Origin of the sequence: Pedobacter zeae (assembly GCF_014196715.1) — a bacterium.
GTDB lineage: Bacteria > Bacteroidota > Bacteroidia > Sphingobacteriales > Sphingobacteriaceae > Pedobacter > Pedobacter zeae.
Genome location: NZ_JACIEF010000001.1, coordinates 1278200 through 1295931, shown reverse-complemented (window position 1 = coordinate 1295931; position 17732 = coordinate 1278200). Strand labels below are relative to the sequence as shown.

Below are 17732 nucleotides of genomic sequence, written 5' to 3'. Positions count from 1 at the left end.
ATCATGTTGAATCGCCTTACACCACGAAAAGCTTTAACCACGCTGCGCTTAACCAAACAAGGCGCCCTGAAGCGCCTTGAAATGAAAACACCTGATATCGATTAGCAGATAACAGTGGTACACCTTACAGGAGGAGTGTGGTGGTCATCTGTTTGTTCAGTGTGGGTAGGCTCAGACAGGTTACCTAAACCGCCTGATAAACGCATAGCCACTTCGCTATCAATACTGGTTACAAAGCTCTCTAATTGAAGGTCTTCCAGGCTTAAAGTGATTTTTTCTGATTGATTTTTCATAAAATAATTGATTAATGTTGATGCCTACTGGTGGTTACGGAGTTTCGGCTTATCTCCGGTTGCAACAGCACTAAGTTAGTTAATTGCAACATAGTTGCAAAATAAAGATCGATAATTTTGCAACTATGTTGCGAAATTATTTTTTAAAAGCCAATAACTAACTATAAACCAATTACTTAAATCTCATAAAAAGAGATAATAACTCCGTTCATGACTAAAACTCAATTGAAATGATATGCAGGAAAGACTTTAGATAATTATTTCCTGTTTTTGGAAGCCACAAACACAATCACGCCTGCTATCAGAATAATACCCCCGGCATAAGGAGGCCAATTCACTGATTTTTCCTTATCTGCAGAGATTTGAATAGGGCCTGCGTCTACAATTTTTTCTTTTTTGGTGTAAGAGAAGCCCGTCCAGATGAGCATGGCAATGCCCACAACAATTAATACTATTCCTAATGTTCTGTTCATAACGTTTTATTTATAGGAGAACAGTTGCTAATCCAATATGTTTTACCGGAATAAATAGCCAAAACTTATTTTTTGTGCATAATTAACGTTATCTGCCAGCTCATAAGACAGAGAAAATCGCTTAACGTATAAGAAGTAGTTAAAAACCCAGCCAAATGAGTTTTTTCCATGAATTTCGTCGTAGGCCTTTACTCCCGACCTGAAACTACTTGCAAAATTGGGCGTACCGCCAAGAAAAAGTCTGAAAGCGTGCCTTATATTGTGTTCATTTCTGGCTCTCCAGATCACTTCTGTAGATAATCCTGTTGTCCAAAGTACCGTTCTGTTTGTTACCGTTACATAATCCGGAATAGGGTTACCATATACCTCCTGTCTGAATTTGGTGTAAGCACCACCTTCAAAACTAAGTGCATTTTCGATGTTAATATACCTGAAATCTGTATTCCCGTTTGCTGAAGTGTTATGAAGTCCGGCAGACAGCCTTAACCCCATGCCACTGATAGAATTTTGAAATGAAGGAAGATAATTTTTTAAATTTTCAGGACGGCTATCAATATCTCCTCCAGATGCTCTTCCTGTATAACCATAGCCACCATAAGAAATGTTCCATTTTTGGAAGGTATTTGAACGACTTACATTTGCCATTCCAAATACAAAATCAGTACCGGTGCTGGGAGAAATAGAACCAGCATAACTTGCCGATATATTGGTAAAGGTTTTAATACTGTCTGCACCCATTGCTTTTGGCATGTAGCCCATATTGCTACCTAATATAGCCGGGGTAAGGTACGATGTGCAGGAAGTAAAAGCGGCAAGGAAAAGTAAAGAAGAAAGAGCGATAATTTTAGTTTTCATATTTTGGCTTATTCATCAAAGAAATCAAAAAGTCCTCCTATATAATACTCCTGTATCCCTGCTGTAAAATCCTCATAATCTTCGTCAGGGATATTGGTTTGCCTAAATTCAAGCGAAGTTCCTTTTTTATCTTCGTGCAGTTTAATGGTTACAATGGAAGGCTCGTTTTCTTCGCCAAAATACCATTGTTGCACAATCTGTTTACCATATATAAATTCAATGTTCTTGCCGGTAATATCACCATCCCAAAAAGAAAATTCGGTACCCGGTATTTCTTCAAACTCCACTTCGGCACCAGTCCATAGTTTTATGCTGATATCTTTGGTAAGCGCTAAGTAAACCTCTTCGGGTGGGGCAGGTATGTAGGTATATTTTTTAAAGTCTTTCATGATCAAGTTTTGCCGGATTTAGATTTTTAGGCTATCATCAGCTAAAAAATGTGTTTTCCGATCCGGCCGTTTATAAAATTAATTTTAGTTGTTTTTAAAAACTGATGGCTTGTTGCGCCAATACCAGTTACCATGCAAAATGTTATTTAAAAGCATTTAATCCGGTTACGTCCATTCCGGTAATGAGTAAATGTATGTCGTGCGTACCTTCGTAAGTTACTACCGATTCCAGGTTCATCATATGCCTCATGATTGAATATTCACCGGTAATGCCCATCCCGCCCAGCATCTGCCTGGCATTGCGGGCAATATCCAGCGCAATTTCCACACTGTTTCTTTTGGCCATTGATATCTGCTCGGCAGAAGCCCTGTTCTCACTCTTTAATACGCCCAAACGCCAAACCAACAGCTGGCCTTTGGTAATTTCGGTTACCATCTCGGCCAGTTTCTTTTGCTGTAACTGGAAACCACCAATGGGCTTTCCAAACTGGATGCGTTCTTTTGAGTAACGTAAAGCCGTATCGTAACAATCCATTGCTGCGCCAAGGGCGCCCCAGGCGATACCATAACGGGCCTGGTTTAAACAACCCAACGGACCTTTTAACCCACTTATTTCAGGGAAAACATTTTCTTTTGGTATTTTAACGTTATCGAAAACCAGTTCGCCCGTAGCCGAAGCACGTAAACTCCATTTATTATGCGTTTCGGGGGTCGAAAAGCCTTCCATGCCACGCTCTACCACCATCCCCCTGATCTTGCCCGATTCATCTTTGGCCCAAACCACGGCAATATCTGCAAAAGGTGCATTGCTGATCCACATTTTGGCACCATTTAATATATAATGACTTCCTGCATCTTTAATGTTTGTTACCATTCCTCCGGGGTTAGAGCCATGATCGGGTTCTGTTAAACCAAAGCAGCCCATCAGTTCGCCACTGGCCAGTTTTGGCAGGTATTTTTTACGCTGTTCTTCCGTACCATAGGCATAAATAGGATACATCACCAACGAACCCTGAACTGATGCGGTAGAACGGATACCCGAATCGCCGCGTTCAATTTCCTGCATCAAAATTCCATAAGCCATATAATCTAAACCTGCGCCACCATATTCAACCGGGATAGTCGGTCCGAATGCACCAATATCAGCGAGGCCCTTTATTAAATGCTTTGGAAATTCTGCCCTTTGTGCATAATCTTCAATCACCGGACTAACTTCTTTTTTTACCCAATCCCTGGCCGTTGCACGGATCAGTTTATGCTCGTCAGTTAATAATTCATCTAATAAATAGTAGTCTGGTGCCTCATAAAGGTCTTTTTTTGCTGATTTGCTCATGTAATTTCGTGTTATCTGGTTAAGAAATCGCGATAATTTCAAAGGTAACAATTTACGGCAAGGGGCATTATATTCGTGAATAAAAAATTATTTTTGCAGCTTACAGCACAAACATGAGCCATTTAAAACAAACCGTTGCCCTAAAAGATGTAAAATGTTTTGCCCTTCATGGCTATTATCCAGAAGAGCAATTGACCGGGAATCATTTTATTGTAGACCTGGAAACAGAATTTACACCTCAGGGCTTTGATGATGAACTGGCACAAACGGTCAACTACGAGGAACTAAATAATATCATCCTCGCAGAAATGAAAAACACACAGAAACTTTTAGAAACTGTTTTGAATAATATCATTTCCAAAGTAACAGCACTGTATCCTTTCGTTGATACTGTTCAGGCAAGCATTAAAAAATTAAATCCCCCTATGCCGGGCCAGGTCGGGCATTCGTTTGTTAAACTATCTTATACATCAGCCAAATAAAATGAACTTTACCAAGATAAATCCTGAAATTTTAGCAGAAATTAAAGCAGCAATCGGCGCAGATAAAGTTTTTACTGATGCAGAAAGTTTAGATCGTTACAGTCACGACGAAACAGAAGATTTGCATTACCAGCCAGAAATTGTAGTGAAACCAACTTCGCCGGAAGAAATTTCTGCTATATTGAAAATCTGTAACGAATACCATGTTCCGGTAACCCCAAGGGGAGGTGGCACAGGGCTAAGCGGTGCTGCCCTGCCTGTTTATGGTGGCGTTTCCTTATCTATGGAAAAATTTAAGGCCATTATCGACATTGATACCGAAAATCTGCAGGCCATTGTTGAACCCGGAGTGATTACTGAAGAATTTATCAATGCTGTGGCGGAAAAAGGACTTTTGTATCCTGTTGATCCAAGCAGCAAAGGATCGTGCTTTATTGGTGGTAACGTAGCACACGGATCTGGCGGACCCAGGGTGGTAAAATACGGAACGATCCGTGAATATATCCTGAACCTGGAAGTGGTATTACCGAACGGCGATATTATCTGGACTGGTGCAAACACCTTAAAATATGCCTCGGGTTATAATTTAACCCAGATGATGATCGGCTCGGAAGGTACGTTGGGCGTGGTGACCAAAATTGTGACGAAGCTTTTGCCTAAACCGACCCAATCGGTATTAATGATGGGCTCATTTAGTAATAACGAAGATGCGTGTGCGGCGGTTTCGGCAATTTTTAGGGCTGGGGTTACCCCATCGGCATTAGAATTTATGGAGCGGAAAGGAGTGGAGTGGGTAATTAAATTCGATGATATAAAGTTTGATTTAAAAGATGATGTTGCAGCGCTGCTGATGATTGAATTTGACGGCGATGACCTGGACGATATTTTTAAAAACTGCGAAAAAACCAACACGGTTTTAGAAGCGCATCACTGCACAGAGGTTTTATTTGCTGATACAGCTGCCCAAAAAGAAGAACTCTGGCGCATGCGCCGAACCATGGCCGAGTCTGTTAAGTCTAATTCAGTTTATAAAGAAGAAGATACCGTTGTGCCTCGCGCAGCATTACCAAAATTAATTAAAGGCATTAAAGAAATCGGAACAAAATACGGTTTCGAAAGTGTTTGTTATGGGCATGCCGGAGATGGAAACCTGCATGTAAACATCATCAAAGCCGGAATGAGCGATGAGGACTGGAAAAACAAACTTAAGTTCGGTATCGCCGAAATATTTGAGTTAACTACAGCTTTGGGCGGAACCCTATCTGGTGAACATGGAATAGGTTTGGTGCAAAAAGAATTTATGCCAATTAAATATTCCGAAATTCATCTTAATTTGATGCGGGGGATTAAAAAGGTTTTCGATCCTAATGGCATATTAAATCCGGGAAAGATTATGCCTGATTGATTTCACACGCTCTATCCGTCACCCTGAACTTGTTTCAGGGTCTTAATAACTGGCATGTTAAGATGCTGAAATGAATTCAGCATGACGGCCCGTGCTTTTTACAATTGTTCAAAACCCAGCATTTTCTGTTTTTCTTCTTCCGGAATGGCGGTGGGTTTGCCGGTATTATAATCCATTGCGATGCAAACGGTTTTTCCCTTGCTGCAGATTACTTCTTCATTTCCTCTTAGTTTAACAATCTGATAATCCAGGTCGAAACTTGTTGTACCAATTCTTGATGTTTTTACGTGAATGGCAATTTTATCATCCATTACAATAGGCAAAATATAATCAAGTTCAGCATGTGCGATCACAATACCGGTTTTCTTCCAATCCCATTTTATAATTTCTTCCCAATATTTCGTTCTGGCAATTTCGAGGTAGGTAAAGTAAACTGAATTGTTTACATGTCCCATCATATCAAAATCAATGAAGCGCAAATGGATATTGGTTTTATAGTTGAATTTGTCTGAAAAAGACTTAATAACTGCCAATTTGTCTTTATTTTTTGATTTATTTTGCCAAAATGTCTTTAAAATCATAAATATCTGGTTTGGTATGTAAGTTGAATAAGGTGAAATATCAATTTAAAAATTAAAGAGTAAACGATATGACACTAGTAAATTTTAACAACAGAACCCGCAACACGGCCCCTTACTTTAACAATGTTTTTGATTCATTGTTTAGCGATGCGATCACTAAAAATAAATTGGTTGATAAATCACCAAATGTGAACATCCACGAAAAAGAAAATGCTTATGTGATCGAATTGGCTGCACCAGGTTTAAAAAAAGAAGATTTTCAGATCAATTTAAAAAAAGATACCCTTTCGGTTTGGGCAGAAGTTAAAAAGGACGAAACCCAGGTAACCAAAGATTTTACACGTAAAGAGTTTGATTACAGCTCATTTGCAAGATCATTTAATTTACCTGATAGTGCAGATGGAGATAACATTACCGCTGAATACAAAGACGGTATTTTATCGATCAATATCAGCAAAAAAGACGATGCTAAATTACAACACAAGGAAATTGTAGTATCGTAATCAAGATATTCCCGGAGGGAATTTTTCATAATAGTTTAGTTTTTTTTAGAGCTTATGAAGCTTGCACCGGCCAATGGGTTGGTAGAGGTGATTGAAAAGCCGGTGTAAGTTTCATAATGATTTAGGTTTAGGTTTTATAAGGTTAATGCCGGATGGCATTAACCTTATTTTTTTTTCATTCCACCCCGGTCATCATCCTGAACTTATTTTATAAGTAGAAATAGTATTGCCAATTGCCTTGTAGCTATTTGTGGCCAGCATCTTTCCTGCAAACAGCCGCTGAAATAAATTCAGGGTTGCGTTTTGAGAGATACAGTATTTAGATCGATTTTAAGTTGCATTCATAAAATTACCTTAACGGCATTTTTTGTACTTTTGCGGCATGGAGAGAGAAATTCTGGACACCAAACGTAAAGCACTAAAAATAAACCTCGACCCACGGATTTATGGTACTTTTGCCGAAATCGGCGCTGGGCAGGAAGTTTCAAGAAACTTTTTTAATGCTGGCGCAGCATCTGGAACAGTTGCCAAAACCATGTCGGCCTATGATATGACTTTCAGCGATGCCATCTATGGGGCTGAAACAAACGGCCGCTATGTAAGTCAGAACCGGCTTCTTCGGATGCTCGATCATGAGTTTAGTTTGCTAAACGAACGTTTATCGGGCGAAAAATATGAAAGCCGTACTTTTTTTGCCTTTGCCGATACCGTTACTACCCTGAATTATAAACGTACCAACGAGCCACATGGCTGGGTTGGGCTCCGCTTTCAAAGCGATCCGGGAGGTTTTCCGAACGAAATATTTTTCCATGTGCGTTTGTTGGATACCGATGTAAACATGCAACAGCGTGTTTTAGGAATTATTGGCGTAAATTTACTTTATGCTGCTTTTTACCACTACCACGATCCAAAGTTAATGGTAGAATCACTGGCCGATAATTTAACCATCGGCTCAGTAGAAATCGATCTGATTTCGGTTAAAGGTCCGGCTTTCCTAGGAGTGGATAATATCCTGCTTAACCTTTATATGATTATGAAAGATTTCTCTGCAGCAGCTATTTTTGATGCAGATGCACATCCGCGGCAGGCTAAAGATCTTTTGTACAAGAAAGACATCATGATCCTGCGTACCAAATACGGCCAGAAATCGTTGCCTAACTTCAATTTGTTCAATAAAGCTACTGACCAGTTTAAACGTACCAACAAAGTAGAGGAAGGGAATTTGGCAGTAATGATAGAGGTATTGCTTACTAACGTTTTAACAGATGCACAGGAAACCCCTGATGATGTAGATCTTGAAAGCGTTGCCAGACGTACACAGGAAATGTGCGACACAGGGAATATTGTCATTGTTTCTAATTTCACAAGGCATAACCGTTTGGCTAAATATCTTGCAAGATGTAAACCGAAAAGTGTGGGTTTGGCGACGAATATTAACAACCTGAAGTTTGTATTCAACTCGAAGAATTTCACCGGCGAAAACTATTCAGGCCAATTATTAAGTTATGTGAACGATATGTTCAATACCAATGTGCGTTTATTTGCCTATCCATTTCTCGATAAAAAGACCAATCAGGTAATTACCACAGCAAATATGCCTGTTACACCGGAAGCAAAACCTTTATTTGATTTCCTTTTGATAAACGGCTATATTACAGATATTGAGGATTACAACGAAGATGAAGTGAAGACGGTTTAAAGAATTTAGGTCGCAATATTTCTTCAGTTACTGTATCTCTTAAATGTACTTATTTTAACAACTTTTCGATTACCTGTTTATAAGTTTCACTTACAGGTAATTCCTTTTCTGCTATAAATAATGAATTTTTCCGGATTGCAGTTATTTTATTGATATTTATGATGAAGGACTTATGGATCCTCTCAAAATACGGTGGTAACTGATCTTCTACATTTTTCATGCTCATGCGTACCACCGCGGCCTTAGGGCTGATTGAAGTATGGATCTGGATATAATCTTTGAGTCCTTCAATATAGGTAATGTCGCCGAAACTGATCTTCATTAAACTGTAACCCACATTTACAAACATGTAATCGTGCTGGGCGAGACTGGTATTTTTGGCAGCTTGTTTAAGCTCGTAAAAATCTTTTGCCTTATTACAGGCTTTCATAAAACGCTCTAGTGATACGGGTTTCATCAGATAATCCATCACATCAAGTGCGAAACCATCTAAAGCATATTGTTTATAGGCGGTTACAATAATCACCATGGGTTTTTTGATCAAACTTTGTATAAACTGTAACCCGGTAATACCAGGCATCTGGATATCTATAAAAATGAGATCTATCGATTGTTCCTGCATAATCTTATTGGCTGCAAAAGCATCATCACAGCTGGCTACCAACTCTAAAAACGGAATACGGCTAATGTTATCAGCGAGTAACTTCAGGGCCAAAGGCTCATCATCAATGGCTAGACACTTTATCATACGGTTAATTTTAAACTGAGGTTTACATTAAACCAGCCATTTTCTTTTTCAATTTCCAGGTGATGGTTTTTCCCATATAGCAGATTTAAGCGCAGGCTCACATTTGCAAGGCCTATGCCCGATGCGCCATCTTTTATTTCATTTTGATCTTTATTGAATTTATTTCTCACCACAAAGGTCAAAAACTCATCTTCTGTTTTTAAATCAATAAATATCTCTGGGCTTTCGATCATCGCGACACCGTGTTTAAAGGCATTTTCGATAAATGGTATCAACAACATCGGCTCTATTTCATCAAACTCACTTTCAATTTCAATGTTTGCTTTTACCGCTACTTTTTTGCCGAAACGTTGTTCCTGAAGATCGATATAAGCCTGCAGATATTCTGTTTCTGTTTTGATTGAAACTTTTTCTTCATCGGTTTCGTACAGCATATATTGCATCAAACCCGATAATTTCATTACAGTGGGTTCCAATTCGTTGCTTTTTAACCTTACCAGTGCCACAATATTGTTGAGCACATTGAAAATAAAATGCGGACTGATCTGTGAACGCAGAAAAGAAAGTTCAGTCTTCATATTTTCCTGTTCGCGCTGTAAAGATCGTTTTTCTTCCTTAATACGATCAGAAATCATCGTAAAAGCGGTGCTGGCTGCAATGGTCAATAAAAAAGAAGGGGTGTTAAACCAAAGGGTTCTGCCGAGGTTGAAATTAAGATCGGGCAGTAAAATCCGGAATAATATAGAATGAATGGTAATAGACAGGAGTAAACAACCGATAAACAATAAACCGTACCATACATATCTCTTTTTATAAAAGAATGATGGTATTAAAACTTTGTTGTTTAAATAAAATACAGCGATCAGGTAAAAGTAATTGATGAAATTTAAGCGTAAAAACTGTGTTTCCTCATCGTTATTTAATGGACGCGGCGGGCGGCTTCTGTTCACATTAACAATATATGGTAGTGTGATTAAAACCACCCATACCAATATGTGCAGTGAAATTTTTATCCACTTTTTGGAGAAATTAATCGTCATTATTTTTTCTTTGGCGCTTTGCATCACTAAGTTATTATTTATTATGTTCTTTCAGCGTTTTCATCAAGCTGAATTTATCCGGCGCGATAATAGTAAATATTTTAAGGCCATGGCAGTCTGGCATAGCATAATCCTGCACCCAGGTACTGGTTGTTATTCATATCTTAATGCATCAATCGGATCTAAATTGGATGCTTTTTTTGCCGGGTAGTAACCAAAGAAAACACCGGTGATGGCACATACCACAAAGGAAATTACGATCGACGATTCGGCTATTAAAATGGGCCAGTTCAAGAAGTAGGAGATAAGATAAGCAGAACTTACCCCCAAAACAACCCCTATAACACCACCGGTGATACTGATTAAAACGGCCTCTATTAAAAATTGCATTAAAACGTCCTGTCCGCGGGCACCTATAGACATTCGTAAACCTATCTCACGTGTTCGTTCAGTAACTGAAACGTACATGATATTCATAATTCCAATACCACCTATAAACAACGAAATGCCTGCAATGGCAGTTAAAAGAACGGTAAGCATACTACTGGTAGAGCTGATGGTGCTGATTAATTCGGCCTGTGTACGTACCTGAAAATCATCAGTTTCTGCCGCGGTTAACCTGTGACTTTCCCGTATGGCATTCGAAATTTCGGTGGTTGCCGCATCGCTCGAAGCTTCAGTGGTTGCAGAGGCATAAATACTTTGCAGGTAATTGGTAGCCGTAATCCTCTTTTGTACAGTGGTGTAAGGCGCAATGATAATATCATCCTGATCCTGTCCGAAATTACTTTGCCCTTTAGGTACTAAAGTACCAATTACCTGAAAAGGAATGTTTTTAAACCTGATAATCTGACCAATAGGATTGCTTCCGTCAGGAAATAAATTATCGATTACAGTTTTACCCAAAAGGCAAACCTTGGCGAAACGTTTCACGTCGTTTTCGGAAAAGAGAATACCATCCTGAAGTTTTAACTGACGGATATTTAAATAATCGGGACTCACCCCGGTAATGGTGGTTGGCCAGTTATAGCCCCCTTTTATAGCCTGTCCGCTGGTAGAAACCACGGGAGATAGTCCGTTTATGTTTTTAGACTGCAGCTTTTTAATGGCTGTAATGTCTTGCAGTTTCAGGGTCTGGATGCTGCTTCCCTGTAAACGTACACCACCGGGCTCGTTACTTTGGGGCATAATGGTAATCATATTAGACCCCATACCTGATAACTGAGACCTGATACTCTGTTTCGAGCCTTCACCAATGGCCATCATGGCAATTACTGCTGCAACACCGATAATAATACCCAGCATGGTTAAAAAAGCACGTAGCTTATTTCTTTTTAGTGCCCTAAAGGCAATCCTCAATAAATTTATAATGCTCATGACCTTTTTAATTAATAATCGTCTGTTTCTGGTAAATTGGCCAGTGCCTCTTTGGCCGAACGCTGATTCTGGTTAATGCTGTCTTTTTGGATTTTACCATCCCTAAGCATGATGGTTCTGGTGCTGAAGGCCGCTATGTCTGGTTCGTGGGTTACAAAAACAATGGTTTTTCCCTCTGCATTTAATTCCTGCATCAAAGCCATAATCTCATAAGAGGTGCGGGTATCCAGGTTACCGGTAGCCTCATCGGCCAAAATCATAACGGGATGATTTACCAAAGCCCTTGCAATGGCTACACGTTGTTGCTGTCCGCCTGAAAGCTGACTTGGGGTGTGATCGAAGCGCTCGGCCAGCTTAACCGATTCGAGCGATTTAATGGCCCTTTCTTTGCGTTCTTCCGCAGTAATGGTTTTGTTGTAGAAAAGAGGCAGTTCTACATTTTCCAAAGCAGATGTTCTTGGCAACAGGTTATAGGCCTGAAAAACAAAACCAATTTTAGTATTACGCAAACCGGCCAGTTCATCGCGGTTTAAGCTTTTTACATCAACCCCATCAAGCAGATAGCTGCCTCCAGAAGGTTTGTCCAAACAGCCCAGTATGTTTAAAAGCGTAGTTTTGCCCGATCCGCTGCTGCCCATAATGGTTACAAATTCGCCGGATTTTATATCAAAAGTGATTCCTTTTAAGGCCCTAACGGTTTGATCGCCCATTACAAAATCTCGTTTTAAATCGCTGATGTCCAATATTTTCTGTTTCATGATCTTCTTCTGTTACCTCCTGGGCGTTTTGGCATAAACGGACTAGATTGACCTTGGGTTGCTACTGCACTTTTGCCCATGCTTTGTGAACCTGTAATAACTATATCTTGCGTTGTTAAGCCGGATAAAACTTCAACATGTGTATTGTCGTTTATACCGGTTTTAATTTTTTTCTGAATCAGCATTTTCGGGCCTTTTTGTACCCAAACGTAAGCCTCGTCTGCGCTTGCAGGTTTTCTGTCGGGATTAACCCAGGTCATTTGATATTTGCCTGCTAAAGTAGAGTCTGGCGAAAATTTAATGGCTTTGGTTGGAATAAGAAGCGCATTATTTACTTCTTTGGCAAAAATGGTAATATTTGCTGTCATGCCCGGTTTAAGCTTGTTTGCATCGTTCGAGGTATTGATAATGGTTTTGTAGGTAACCACATTAGATGATACCGACGGACTTAACCTGATTTCCTGGATGGTACCCTTAAAAGTATCGTTCAGAAAGGCATCTACGGTAAAAGTTGCCCTTTCGCCTTTTGTGATATCGCCTACATCAGCCTCATCTACAGAAGCTTCTACCTGCATTTTGGTAAGGTCTTTAGCAATACTGAAAATGGTTGGTGTACTGAAACTGGCCGCTACGGTGGTGCCTTCACTCACGCTTCTGGAGAGAACAGTCCCGTCAATAGGTGAATAAATACTGGCCAGCGAAAGGTTCTTTTGTGCGGAGGCAAGCTGCGCCTTAATGCTGTTAACAGATGCTTTTGAGGCATTATAGGTGTAAAGTGCATTATCATAATCAGCTTTGCTCACTGCACCAACTTTATACAGGTTACTTTGCCGGCTAAAATTGCCCTGCTGGTAAACCAATGCACTTTGGGCACTTACGAGGTTGGCCTGGTATTGATTCACGGCAGCTTCGAACAAGGTTTTATCCAGTTCGGCCAATAGTTCACCTTTTTTAACCTTCGAGTTAAAATCGGCGTATAGGGTTTTAATGGTTCCAGAAACCTGGGTACCTACAGCCACCGTATCAACCGGCTGAACCTTGCCTGTTGCTGTAACATTTTCAGAAATGTAACCTATTTTAAGTTTTTCGGTCTGAAGAACGAGCACTTGTTCTTTTTTGCGCAAAGCAAAGTACCAAACTGCAACTAATGCAGCTGAGATACCGATTATAATAAATATTGTTTTCTTTTTCATAATTCAAATATTAAATAGAGCGGGTAATAGCCTTCATTATGCATTTAATTGGTAATAGGTACACCCGTATAAAAATTATAGATCTTAGTGTAAAGGCTGGCGGTATATTTGGCCTGAATAAAAGCCTGTAAAGCCTGTACATATAAATTTTTCTGCTGCAGGTTTTCTACAATATTATTGGTGCCTTCTTTTAAGGCCGCATTTGAAATCCGCAAAGCTTCGCCGGTATAATTAAACTGCTCTTGTGCGGCTTCATATTGGCTATTGGCATTTTGCACGTTGATGTAAGCCCGTTCTACATTTTGTGTCAGCGTTGTTTTGGTATCCAAAAGTGCTAAACGGGCCTGTTCAATGCCTATATTGGCTTTTGCCACATTGGTTTTGGTTACTTTTCTATCAAAAATTGGGATTGATAATGTTAAACCCAGATTTTGATAAAAACTATTGTTCAGTTGGTAACCATAACCTCCCATGTTATTGTTGTTATAACCCGTGTTTAACGATCCGCCTAAACTTAAAGTCGGACGTAAGGTAGATTTGGCTTTGGCCAGTTCGGTGGTTTGAAGCTGAATATTCAATTCGGCACTTTTAACTTCCGGACGGGTATGTAATGCCTTGTCCTGTGCCGAAGCTAAATTATCTAATGCCGGTGCTACAGCTATTGTATCGGTTGTACTTATTTCAAAAGGGGTTGCTGTAGGTAATTGCAACAGTTGTTTCAAGGTTAAAATATTCTGCTGTAAGGTGTTTTGAGCGGCAACCAGCGTATATTTATCGTTGGCATAGGTAGCTTGTAATTGTAGAAGATCTTTTTTAGCAATAGTTCCGAATTTAAACTGCTGCTCAGATTGTTTAACCTGCGCCTCGCTGGTGTTTAACAAATCTTTTAAATAGGTAATATTTTCTCTGGCCAGCAGAATATTAAGGTAGGCCTGAGTAATTGAAATGGTGATGTCGTTCTTGGCTGCTTCTACAGATAAGTTTGCAGCCTGCAAGCTAAGCTCTTTCGCTTTGATATCGTTTTTTAAATAACTTCCATTATATAGCGTAATATCCGAACTTATGCCAAAACCGCTGGTATTCTGCAGGCCAGATTTATAATTGGTAATGGCCTGCGAGACATTTCCGGTTAAATTTGGCAGTACTGCAGCTTTTGAAGCTATTAAGTCCTGTTCAGCAGTCTGGGAAGTTAGTTTTAAAGTATTAATGCTTATATTTTTTTCTTTGGCATACTCAATGCAGGTTTTCAGATCCCAAACCTGGGGTATATTCTGAGCCTCAGTTGCATGGGATGCAATAAGCAAGATGATTACGACAATGTATTTGATGTATCTGCTCATGGCGAATAAATTTGTGTCTATAGTGCTATCCAACACAAAAATATATCCGCTTAAGGCCGTTTTTTAGCAATTGAGACCAACATCGGAAATGCTGCGACGAAGCAGTCGAACTTTGAGATCAGTTGCCATAACTTTTAATAGAAATCCAGGGAATGCATTGTATTAAACACAACATTGTATGGTAAAAACTGTAGTGCTTAAGGTCAATCCTGTAAAACTTAATGGGTTCTTTCTAAAAAGAGAAGCACAATATGATGAATAAGTAAATTGGGGATCATGATTTTTATTTGCAGTTCTGCAAATCTTTTGAAACCTGCGTATAAGGTACAAATCCCTGCTTATTGCCAAATGAATTGGTAATATAAACCATTACCTGCGCCACATCGATATCTGCCAGTTCTGGAAATGCAGGCATTTTCTCCTTATATTCTTTTCCGTGAATGATCAAAGATTCATTGGCTCCGTTTTTAATAAAACAGGCTAAACGTGTTTTATTTGCCTTGAGGAAAACGGAATCGGTTAGGGGAGGCGCAAGTTGGCCAAGCCCTTCACCATTTTCACCATGACAGTTTTGACATTTGGCTTTATAAATATCTTTTCCGTTCGACATGTAGTTTTGCAAGTCAATGGTCTCTTGGTTTTGGCAAGATACTATAATGCCTATAATGGAAAGAAAAAAGATTGAATAGATGAGATACCTGCGCATGGAAAATAACAAATAAAATTACAACGCTACTTTTTATATTCCGCTAATAAAACCGGAATATCCTTTTTTAATTGCGCCACCTGTTCTGGCTTAGTACCGTCGTACGCGCCGCGGATACGCCTGTCTTTATCAATCAAAACCAGGTATCCCTGGTGAATATAACCATCCTTAGCGGTACTGTCTTCGCCAACTGCCACCAGGTAGTTCTTTTCAGCTAATGTATATACGCTATCTTTAGTACCATAAAGAAACTGCCATTTCGGTCCATCAACCCCTAGTTTTTGTGCATATTTTTTTAAAACATGGGGTTTATCGTATTTAAAATCAATAGTGTATGACACAAACATCACATCAGGATTTGTTTTAAAATCGTTATAAACCGTCATTAAATTCCGATGCATGGTAGGGCAGATGGTGGTGCAGGAAGTAAAGAAGAAATCGGTTACATAAACCTTACCATCGGTTACCTTGTTGGTCGTTACCACGCTATCCTGGTTTAAAAAAGACCAGTCAGGGATGGTTTGATAAACCGTATCTATTTTTTCTATGCCGGCAGCATCCCTAACGGTTTCGGCATGACGCTCGCCGTAAAAAGGAAGTTTTCTCTCTTGTTTACAGGCGGTAAATATAGAAATAGCAAAAAGCGCAGTAGCTAAACAGGCAGTGATTTTATTCATGATGTTATATTAAAGCACAAATATACAAGGTAATTCTTTTCCCGGACATGAATTGTTTGGAAAAGTCTGCAGCAGCTTTTAAAATCAAAGGCCAAGGAATAAATCGAGGGTATAAGATCACTATCAATACCCCTGCGAGAAATAACAATAAAACCTGTTTTCCCCTGGTAGAGTGGTATTTAAATGTAAACAGATCGAACTAAAAAAGAGATGGTATCATAAACAGGCATTTATGATACCATCTCTTATTAAGCAGAATTTTATCAAAAATTATTTATAAAAAACCTCGTTCCAATGCAATTCATTTCTGAACTGGTTGATTTTGGTATCGGCACCGATATTTACATATTCCAGGCCGGCAATATTAGCAAAATCTGATAAGTGTTCGGCAGTTAAATTCTGGCTATAAGCGGTATGATGGGCACCACCGGCATAGATCCAGGCTGCACAACCTGTTTTCATATCGGGTAATGGTTTCCAGAGTACACGCGCTACCGGTAAGTTCGGTAAATCATGCTCAGCTTCAACAGCTTTTACTTCGTTCACCAATAGACGGAAACGGTTACCCATATCAATTAAAGATGCATTTAAGGCATCGCCACCGGCAACGTTAAATACCAAACGTGCAGGATCTGCTTTACCACCAATACCTAAAGGATGAACTTCAAGACTTGCTTTGCCACTTGCCAGTGAAGCATCAACTTCGAGCATGTGTGAGCCTAAAACCATCGAGTTTTCAGGATCGAAATGATACGTGTAATCTTCCATAAATGCGTTTCCTCCTGGCAGACCTGCACCCATTACTTTACAGGCACGCACTAAAGCGGCAGTTTTCCAGTCACCTTCACCGGCAAAACCATAGCCATCGGCCATTAAACGTTGTGCTGCAATTCCTGGTAGCTGGATCATACCATGCAGGTCTTCAAAAGTATCAGAGAAACCTTTAAAACCACCATCTTCCAGGAATTTCCTTAAGCCCAGTTCAATTTTAGCTGCTTCATAAACCGATGAATGTCTGGCCCCGCCTGCTTTTAAATCAGCAGCCATTTCGTAAGTCTCCTCGTATTCTTTTAGCAATGCCTGAATAGATTCTTCACTTATTCCATTAATTACGGCCACTAAATCACCTATACCATAAGTATTTACCGCAAAACCGAATTTCATTTCGGCTTCTACTTTGTCGCCATCGGTAACCGCTACGTAACGCATGTTATCGCCAAAACGGACAAATTTAGCACCTTGCCAGTCATTCCATCCGGCAGCGGCCCTGCACCAGGTATCGATCTGTTTTGCCACTTCTTCATCCTGCCAATGCCCAACCACCACCTTACGGTCTTTACGCATGCGGCTAACTATAAAGCCGAATTCGCGGTCGCCGTGAGCACTTTGGTTCAGGTTCATAAAATCCATATCGATGGTATTCCACGGAATATCGCGGTTAAATTGCGTATGTAAATGCAATAAAGGTTTTTGCAACACATTTAATCCCCTTATCCACATTTTAGCTGGCGAAAAAGTATGCATCCAGGTAATCACACCGATACAATTTTCGTCGGTATTGGCCTGTTGTAAAGTTTCAAAAATTTCTTCCGTTGTTTTCACAATCGGCTTATAAACTACAGAAACCGAGATATTTCCATTTTCGTTTAAGGAATCAGCTACTTGCTTTGCATGGTCTGCCACTTGTTTTAAGGTTTCTTCTCCGTACAAATGCTGTGTGCCGGTAATAAACCAAACTTGTAATTTTTTTAAATCAATCATTACTATTTATGTTATTTTTAATTTATTCAATCCTCTTCTGTAGCCTGTGTTCTCACAGGCCGTTATACATTTTCTTTTTTTGAAAAGCGAGGTTCTGTTTTCATCAGAACTATAGCGAA

General features: G+C 39.6%; 19 protein-coding genes. 4 read left to right on the top strand and 15 right to left on the bottom strand.

Annotation, left to right across the window (positions count from 1 at the left end):
- Nucleotides 1–101 precede the first annotated feature (101 nt).
- The 5 genes from GGQ60_RS05470 to GGQ60_RS05450 all read right to left on the bottom strand — a co-directional run bounded on the left by GGQ60_RS05470 (nucleotide 102) and on the right by GGQ60_RS05450 (nucleotide 3343).
- Nucleotides 102–293, bottom strand: coding sequence for a pinensin family lanthipeptide (locus tag GGQ60_RS05470; RefSeq protein ID WP_183760636.1), 192 nt, complete (start codon nucleotides 291–293; stop codon nucleotides 102–104).
- 257 nt (nucleotides 294–550) lie between these two features.
- Nucleotides 551–766 carry a hypothetical protein gene (locus GGQ60_RS05465; RefSeq protein ID WP_183760634.1) on the bottom strand — a complete coding sequence of 72 codons (216 nt, stop codon included), beginning with the start codon at nucleotides 764–766 and terminating at the stop codon, nucleotides 551–553.
- A gap of 42 nt (nucleotides 767–808) precedes the next feature.
- The gene (locus GGQ60_RS05460; protein WP_183760632.1) at nucleotides 809–1621 is read right to left on the bottom strand and encodes a hypothetical protein; all 813 of its coding nucleotides are present in this window, start codon (nucleotides 1619–1621) and stop codon (nucleotides 809–811) included.
- An 8-nt stretch (nucleotides 1622–1629) separates the two neighbouring features.
- On the bottom strand, nucleotides 1630–2010 hold the full coding sequence (locus GGQ60_RS05455; RefSeq protein ID WP_183760630.1) for an SRPBCC domain-containing protein: 381 nt from the start codon (nucleotides 2008–2010) through the stop codon (nucleotides 1630–1632).
- A 142-nt stretch (nucleotides 2011–2152) separates the two neighbouring features.
- Nucleotides 2153–3343: an acyl-CoA dehydrogenase family protein gene (locus GGQ60_RS05450; protein ID WP_183760628.1), complete on the bottom strand. Its 1191-nt coding sequence runs from the start codon at nucleotides 3341–3343 to the stop codon at nucleotides 2153–2155.
- 113 nt (nucleotides 3344–3456) lie between these two features.
- On the opposite strand from GGQ60_RS05450, the gene GGQ60_RS05445 reads away from it, so the two are divergent.
- Nucleotides 3457–3825 (top strand): dihydroneopterin aldolase, encoded by a 369-nt coding sequence (locus GGQ60_RS05445; protein WP_183760626.1) that lies wholly within the window; start codon nucleotides 3457–3459, stop codon nucleotides 3823–3825.
- A 1-nt stretch (nucleotide 3826) separates the two neighbouring features.
- The gene (locus GGQ60_RS05440; RefSeq protein WP_183760624.1) at nucleotides 3827–5230 is read left to right on the top strand and encodes an FAD-binding oxidoreductase; all 1404 of its coding nucleotides are present in this window, start codon (nucleotides 3827–3829) and stop codon (nucleotides 5228–5230) included.
- A 98-nt stretch (nucleotides 5231–5328) separates the two neighbouring features.
- Here GGQ60_RS05440 and GGQ60_RS05435 read toward each other — a convergent pair whose 3' ends face one another.
- Nucleotides 5329–5811, bottom strand: a complete 483-nt coding sequence (locus tag GGQ60_RS05435) for an acyl-CoA thioesterase (RefSeq protein ID WP_183760622.1) — start codon at nucleotides 5809–5811, stop codon at nucleotides 5329–5331.
- Nucleotides 5812–5879: 68 nt separating this feature from the next.
- Between GGQ60_RS05435 and GGQ60_RS05430 the strand changes: the two genes are divergently transcribed.
- Nucleotides 5880–6314, top strand: coding sequence for an Hsp20/alpha crystallin family protein (locus tag GGQ60_RS05430; RefSeq protein WP_183760620.1), 435 nt, complete (start codon nucleotides 5880–5882; stop codon nucleotides 6312–6314).
- 382 nt (nucleotides 6315–6696) lie between these two features.
- Nucleotides 6697–8013, top strand: coding sequence for a nicotinamide mononucleotide adenylyltransferase (locus GGQ60_RS05425; protein ID WP_183760619.1), 1317 nt, complete (start codon nucleotides 6697–6699; stop codon nucleotides 8011–8013).
- Between the two features lie 49 nt (nucleotides 8014–8062).
- Here GGQ60_RS05425 and GGQ60_RS05420 read toward each other — a convergent pair whose 3' ends face one another.
- The 9 genes from GGQ60_RS05420 to araA form a co-directional block, all read right to left on the bottom strand.
- Nucleotides 8063–8761 carry a LytR/AlgR family response regulator transcription factor gene (locus GGQ60_RS05420; RefSeq protein WP_183760617.1) on the bottom strand — a complete coding sequence of 233 codons (699 nt, stop codon included), beginning with the start codon at nucleotides 8759–8761 and terminating at the stop codon, nucleotides 8063–8065.
- Complete coding sequence (locus GGQ60_RS05415; protein ID WP_183760615.1) at nucleotides 8758–9825, bottom strand: sensor histidine kinase; 1068 nt, start codon at nucleotides 9823–9825, stop codon at nucleotides 8758–8760. Before GGQ60_RS05415 ends, GGQ60_RS05420 begins: the two co-directional genes overlap by 4 nt.
- Nucleotides 9826–9954: 129 nt before the next feature.
- Nucleotides 9955–11178, bottom strand: a complete 1224-nt coding sequence (locus tag GGQ60_RS05410; protein ID WP_183760613.1) for an ABC transporter permease — start codon at nucleotides 11176–11178, stop codon at nucleotides 9955–9957.
- 11 nt (nucleotides 11179–11189) lie between these two features.
- Nucleotides 11190–11936, bottom strand: coding sequence for an ABC transporter ATP-binding protein (locus GGQ60_RS05405; RefSeq protein ID WP_221235880.1), 747 nt, complete (start codon nucleotides 11934–11936; stop codon nucleotides 11190–11192).
- On the bottom strand, nucleotides 11933–13129 hold the full coding sequence (locus tag GGQ60_RS05400) for an efflux RND transporter periplasmic adaptor subunit (protein ID WP_183760610.1): 1197 nt from the start codon (nucleotides 13127–13129) through the stop codon (nucleotides 11933–11935). The genes GGQ60_RS05405 and GGQ60_RS05400 overlap by 4 nt, the downstream gene beginning before the upstream one ends.
- Before the next feature lie 44 nt (nucleotides 13130–13173).
- Nucleotides 13174–14469 carry a TolC family protein gene (locus GGQ60_RS05395; protein WP_183760608.1) on the bottom strand — a complete coding sequence of 432 codons (1296 nt, stop codon included), beginning with the start codon at nucleotides 14467–14469 and terminating at the stop codon, nucleotides 13174–13176.
- Between the two features lie 283 nt (nucleotides 14470–14752).
- Nucleotides 14753–15079 carry a c-type cytochrome gene (locus GGQ60_RS05390; protein WP_229685093.1) on the bottom strand — a complete coding sequence of 109 codons (327 nt, stop codon included), beginning with the start codon at nucleotides 15077–15079 and terminating at the stop codon, nucleotides 14753–14755.
- A 122-nt stretch (nucleotides 15080–15201) separates the two neighbouring features.
- Nucleotides 15202–15852, bottom strand: a complete 651-nt coding sequence (locus GGQ60_RS05385; protein WP_183760604.1) for an SCO family protein — start codon at nucleotides 15850–15852, stop codon at nucleotides 15202–15204.
- A gap of 270 nt (nucleotides 15853–16122) precedes the next feature.
- Entirely contained in the window at nucleotides 16123–17613 is a 1491-nt protein-coding gene (araA, locus tag GGQ60_RS05380) for an L-arabinose isomerase (protein ID WP_183760602.1), read from the bottom strand.
- Nucleotides 17614–17732 lie beyond the last annotated feature (119 nt).

Bases quoted from the DNA above. Each gene is read 5' to 3' on its own strand.
- GGQ60_RS05420 (WP_183760617.1), bottom strand. From the start codon at position 8,761: ATGATAAAGTGTCTAGCCATTGATGATGAGCCTTTGGCCCTGAAGTTA.
- GGQ60_RS05395 (WP_183760608.1), bottom strand. From the start codon at position 14,469: ATGAGCAGATACATCAAATACATTGTCGTAATCATCTTGCTTATTGCA.
- GGQ60_RS05470 (WP_183760636.1), bottom strand. From the start codon at position 293: ATGAAAAATCAATCAGAAAAAATCACTTTAAGCCTGGAAGACCTTCAA.
- GGQ60_RS05425 (WP_183760619.1), top strand. From the start codon at position 6,697: ATGGAGAGAGAAATTCTGGACACCAAACGTAAAGCACTAAAAATAAAC.
- GGQ60_RS05440 (WP_183760624.1), top strand. From the start codon at position 3,827: ATGAACTTTACCAAGATAAATCCTGAAATTTTAGCAGAAATTAAAGCA.
- GGQ60_RS05390 (WP_229685093.1), bottom strand. From the start codon at position 15,079: ATGTCGAACGGAAAAGATATTTATAAAGCCAAATGTCAAAACTGTCAT.
- GGQ60_RS05435 (WP_183760622.1), bottom strand. From the start codon at position 5,811: ATGATTTTAAAGACATTTTGGCAAAATAAATCAAAAAATAAAGACAAA.
- GGQ60_RS05405 (WP_221235880.1), bottom strand. From the start codon at position 11,936: ATGAAACAGAAAATATTGGACATCAGCGATTTAAAACGAGATTTTGTA.
- GGQ60_RS05415 (WP_183760615.1), bottom strand. From the start codon at position 9,825: ATGCAAAGCGCCAAAGAAAAAATAATGACGATTAATTTCTCCAAAAAG.
- araA (WP_183760602.1), bottom strand. From the start codon at position 17,613: ATGATTGATTTAAAAAAATTACAAGTTTGGTTTATTACCGGCACACAG.
- GGQ60_RS05460 (WP_183760632.1), bottom strand. From the start codon at position 1,621: ATGAAAACTAAAATTATCGCTCTTTCTTCTTTACTTTTCCTTGCCGCT.
- GGQ60_RS05465 (WP_183760634.1), bottom strand. From the start codon at position 766: ATGAACAGAACATTAGGAATAGTATTAATTGTTGTGGGCATTGCCATG.
- GGQ60_RS05430 (WP_183760620.1), top strand. From the start codon at position 5,880: ATGACACTAGTAAATTTTAACAACAGAACCCGCAACACGGCCCCTTAC.
- GGQ60_RS05385 (WP_183760604.1), bottom strand. From the start codon at position 15,852: ATGAATAAAATCACTGCCTGTTTAGCTACTGCGCTTTTTGCTATTTCT.
- GGQ60_RS05400 (WP_183760610.1), bottom strand. From the start codon at position 13,129: ATGAAAAAGAAAACAATATTTATTATAATCGGTATCTCAGCTGCATTA.
- GGQ60_RS05445 (WP_183760626.1), top strand. From the start codon at position 3,457: ATGAGCCATTTAAAACAAACCGTTGCCCTAAAAGATGTAAAATGTTTT.
- GGQ60_RS05410 (WP_183760613.1), bottom strand. From the start codon at position 11,178: ATGAGCATTATAAATTTATTGAGGATTGCCTTTAGGGCACTAAAAAGA.
- GGQ60_RS05450 (WP_183760628.1), bottom strand. From the start codon at position 3,343: ATGAGCAAATCAGCAAAAAAAGACCTTTATGAGGCACCAGACTACTAT.
- GGQ60_RS05455 (WP_183760630.1), bottom strand. From the start codon at position 2,010: ATGAAAGACTTTAAAAAATATACCTACATACCTGCCCCACCCGAAGAG.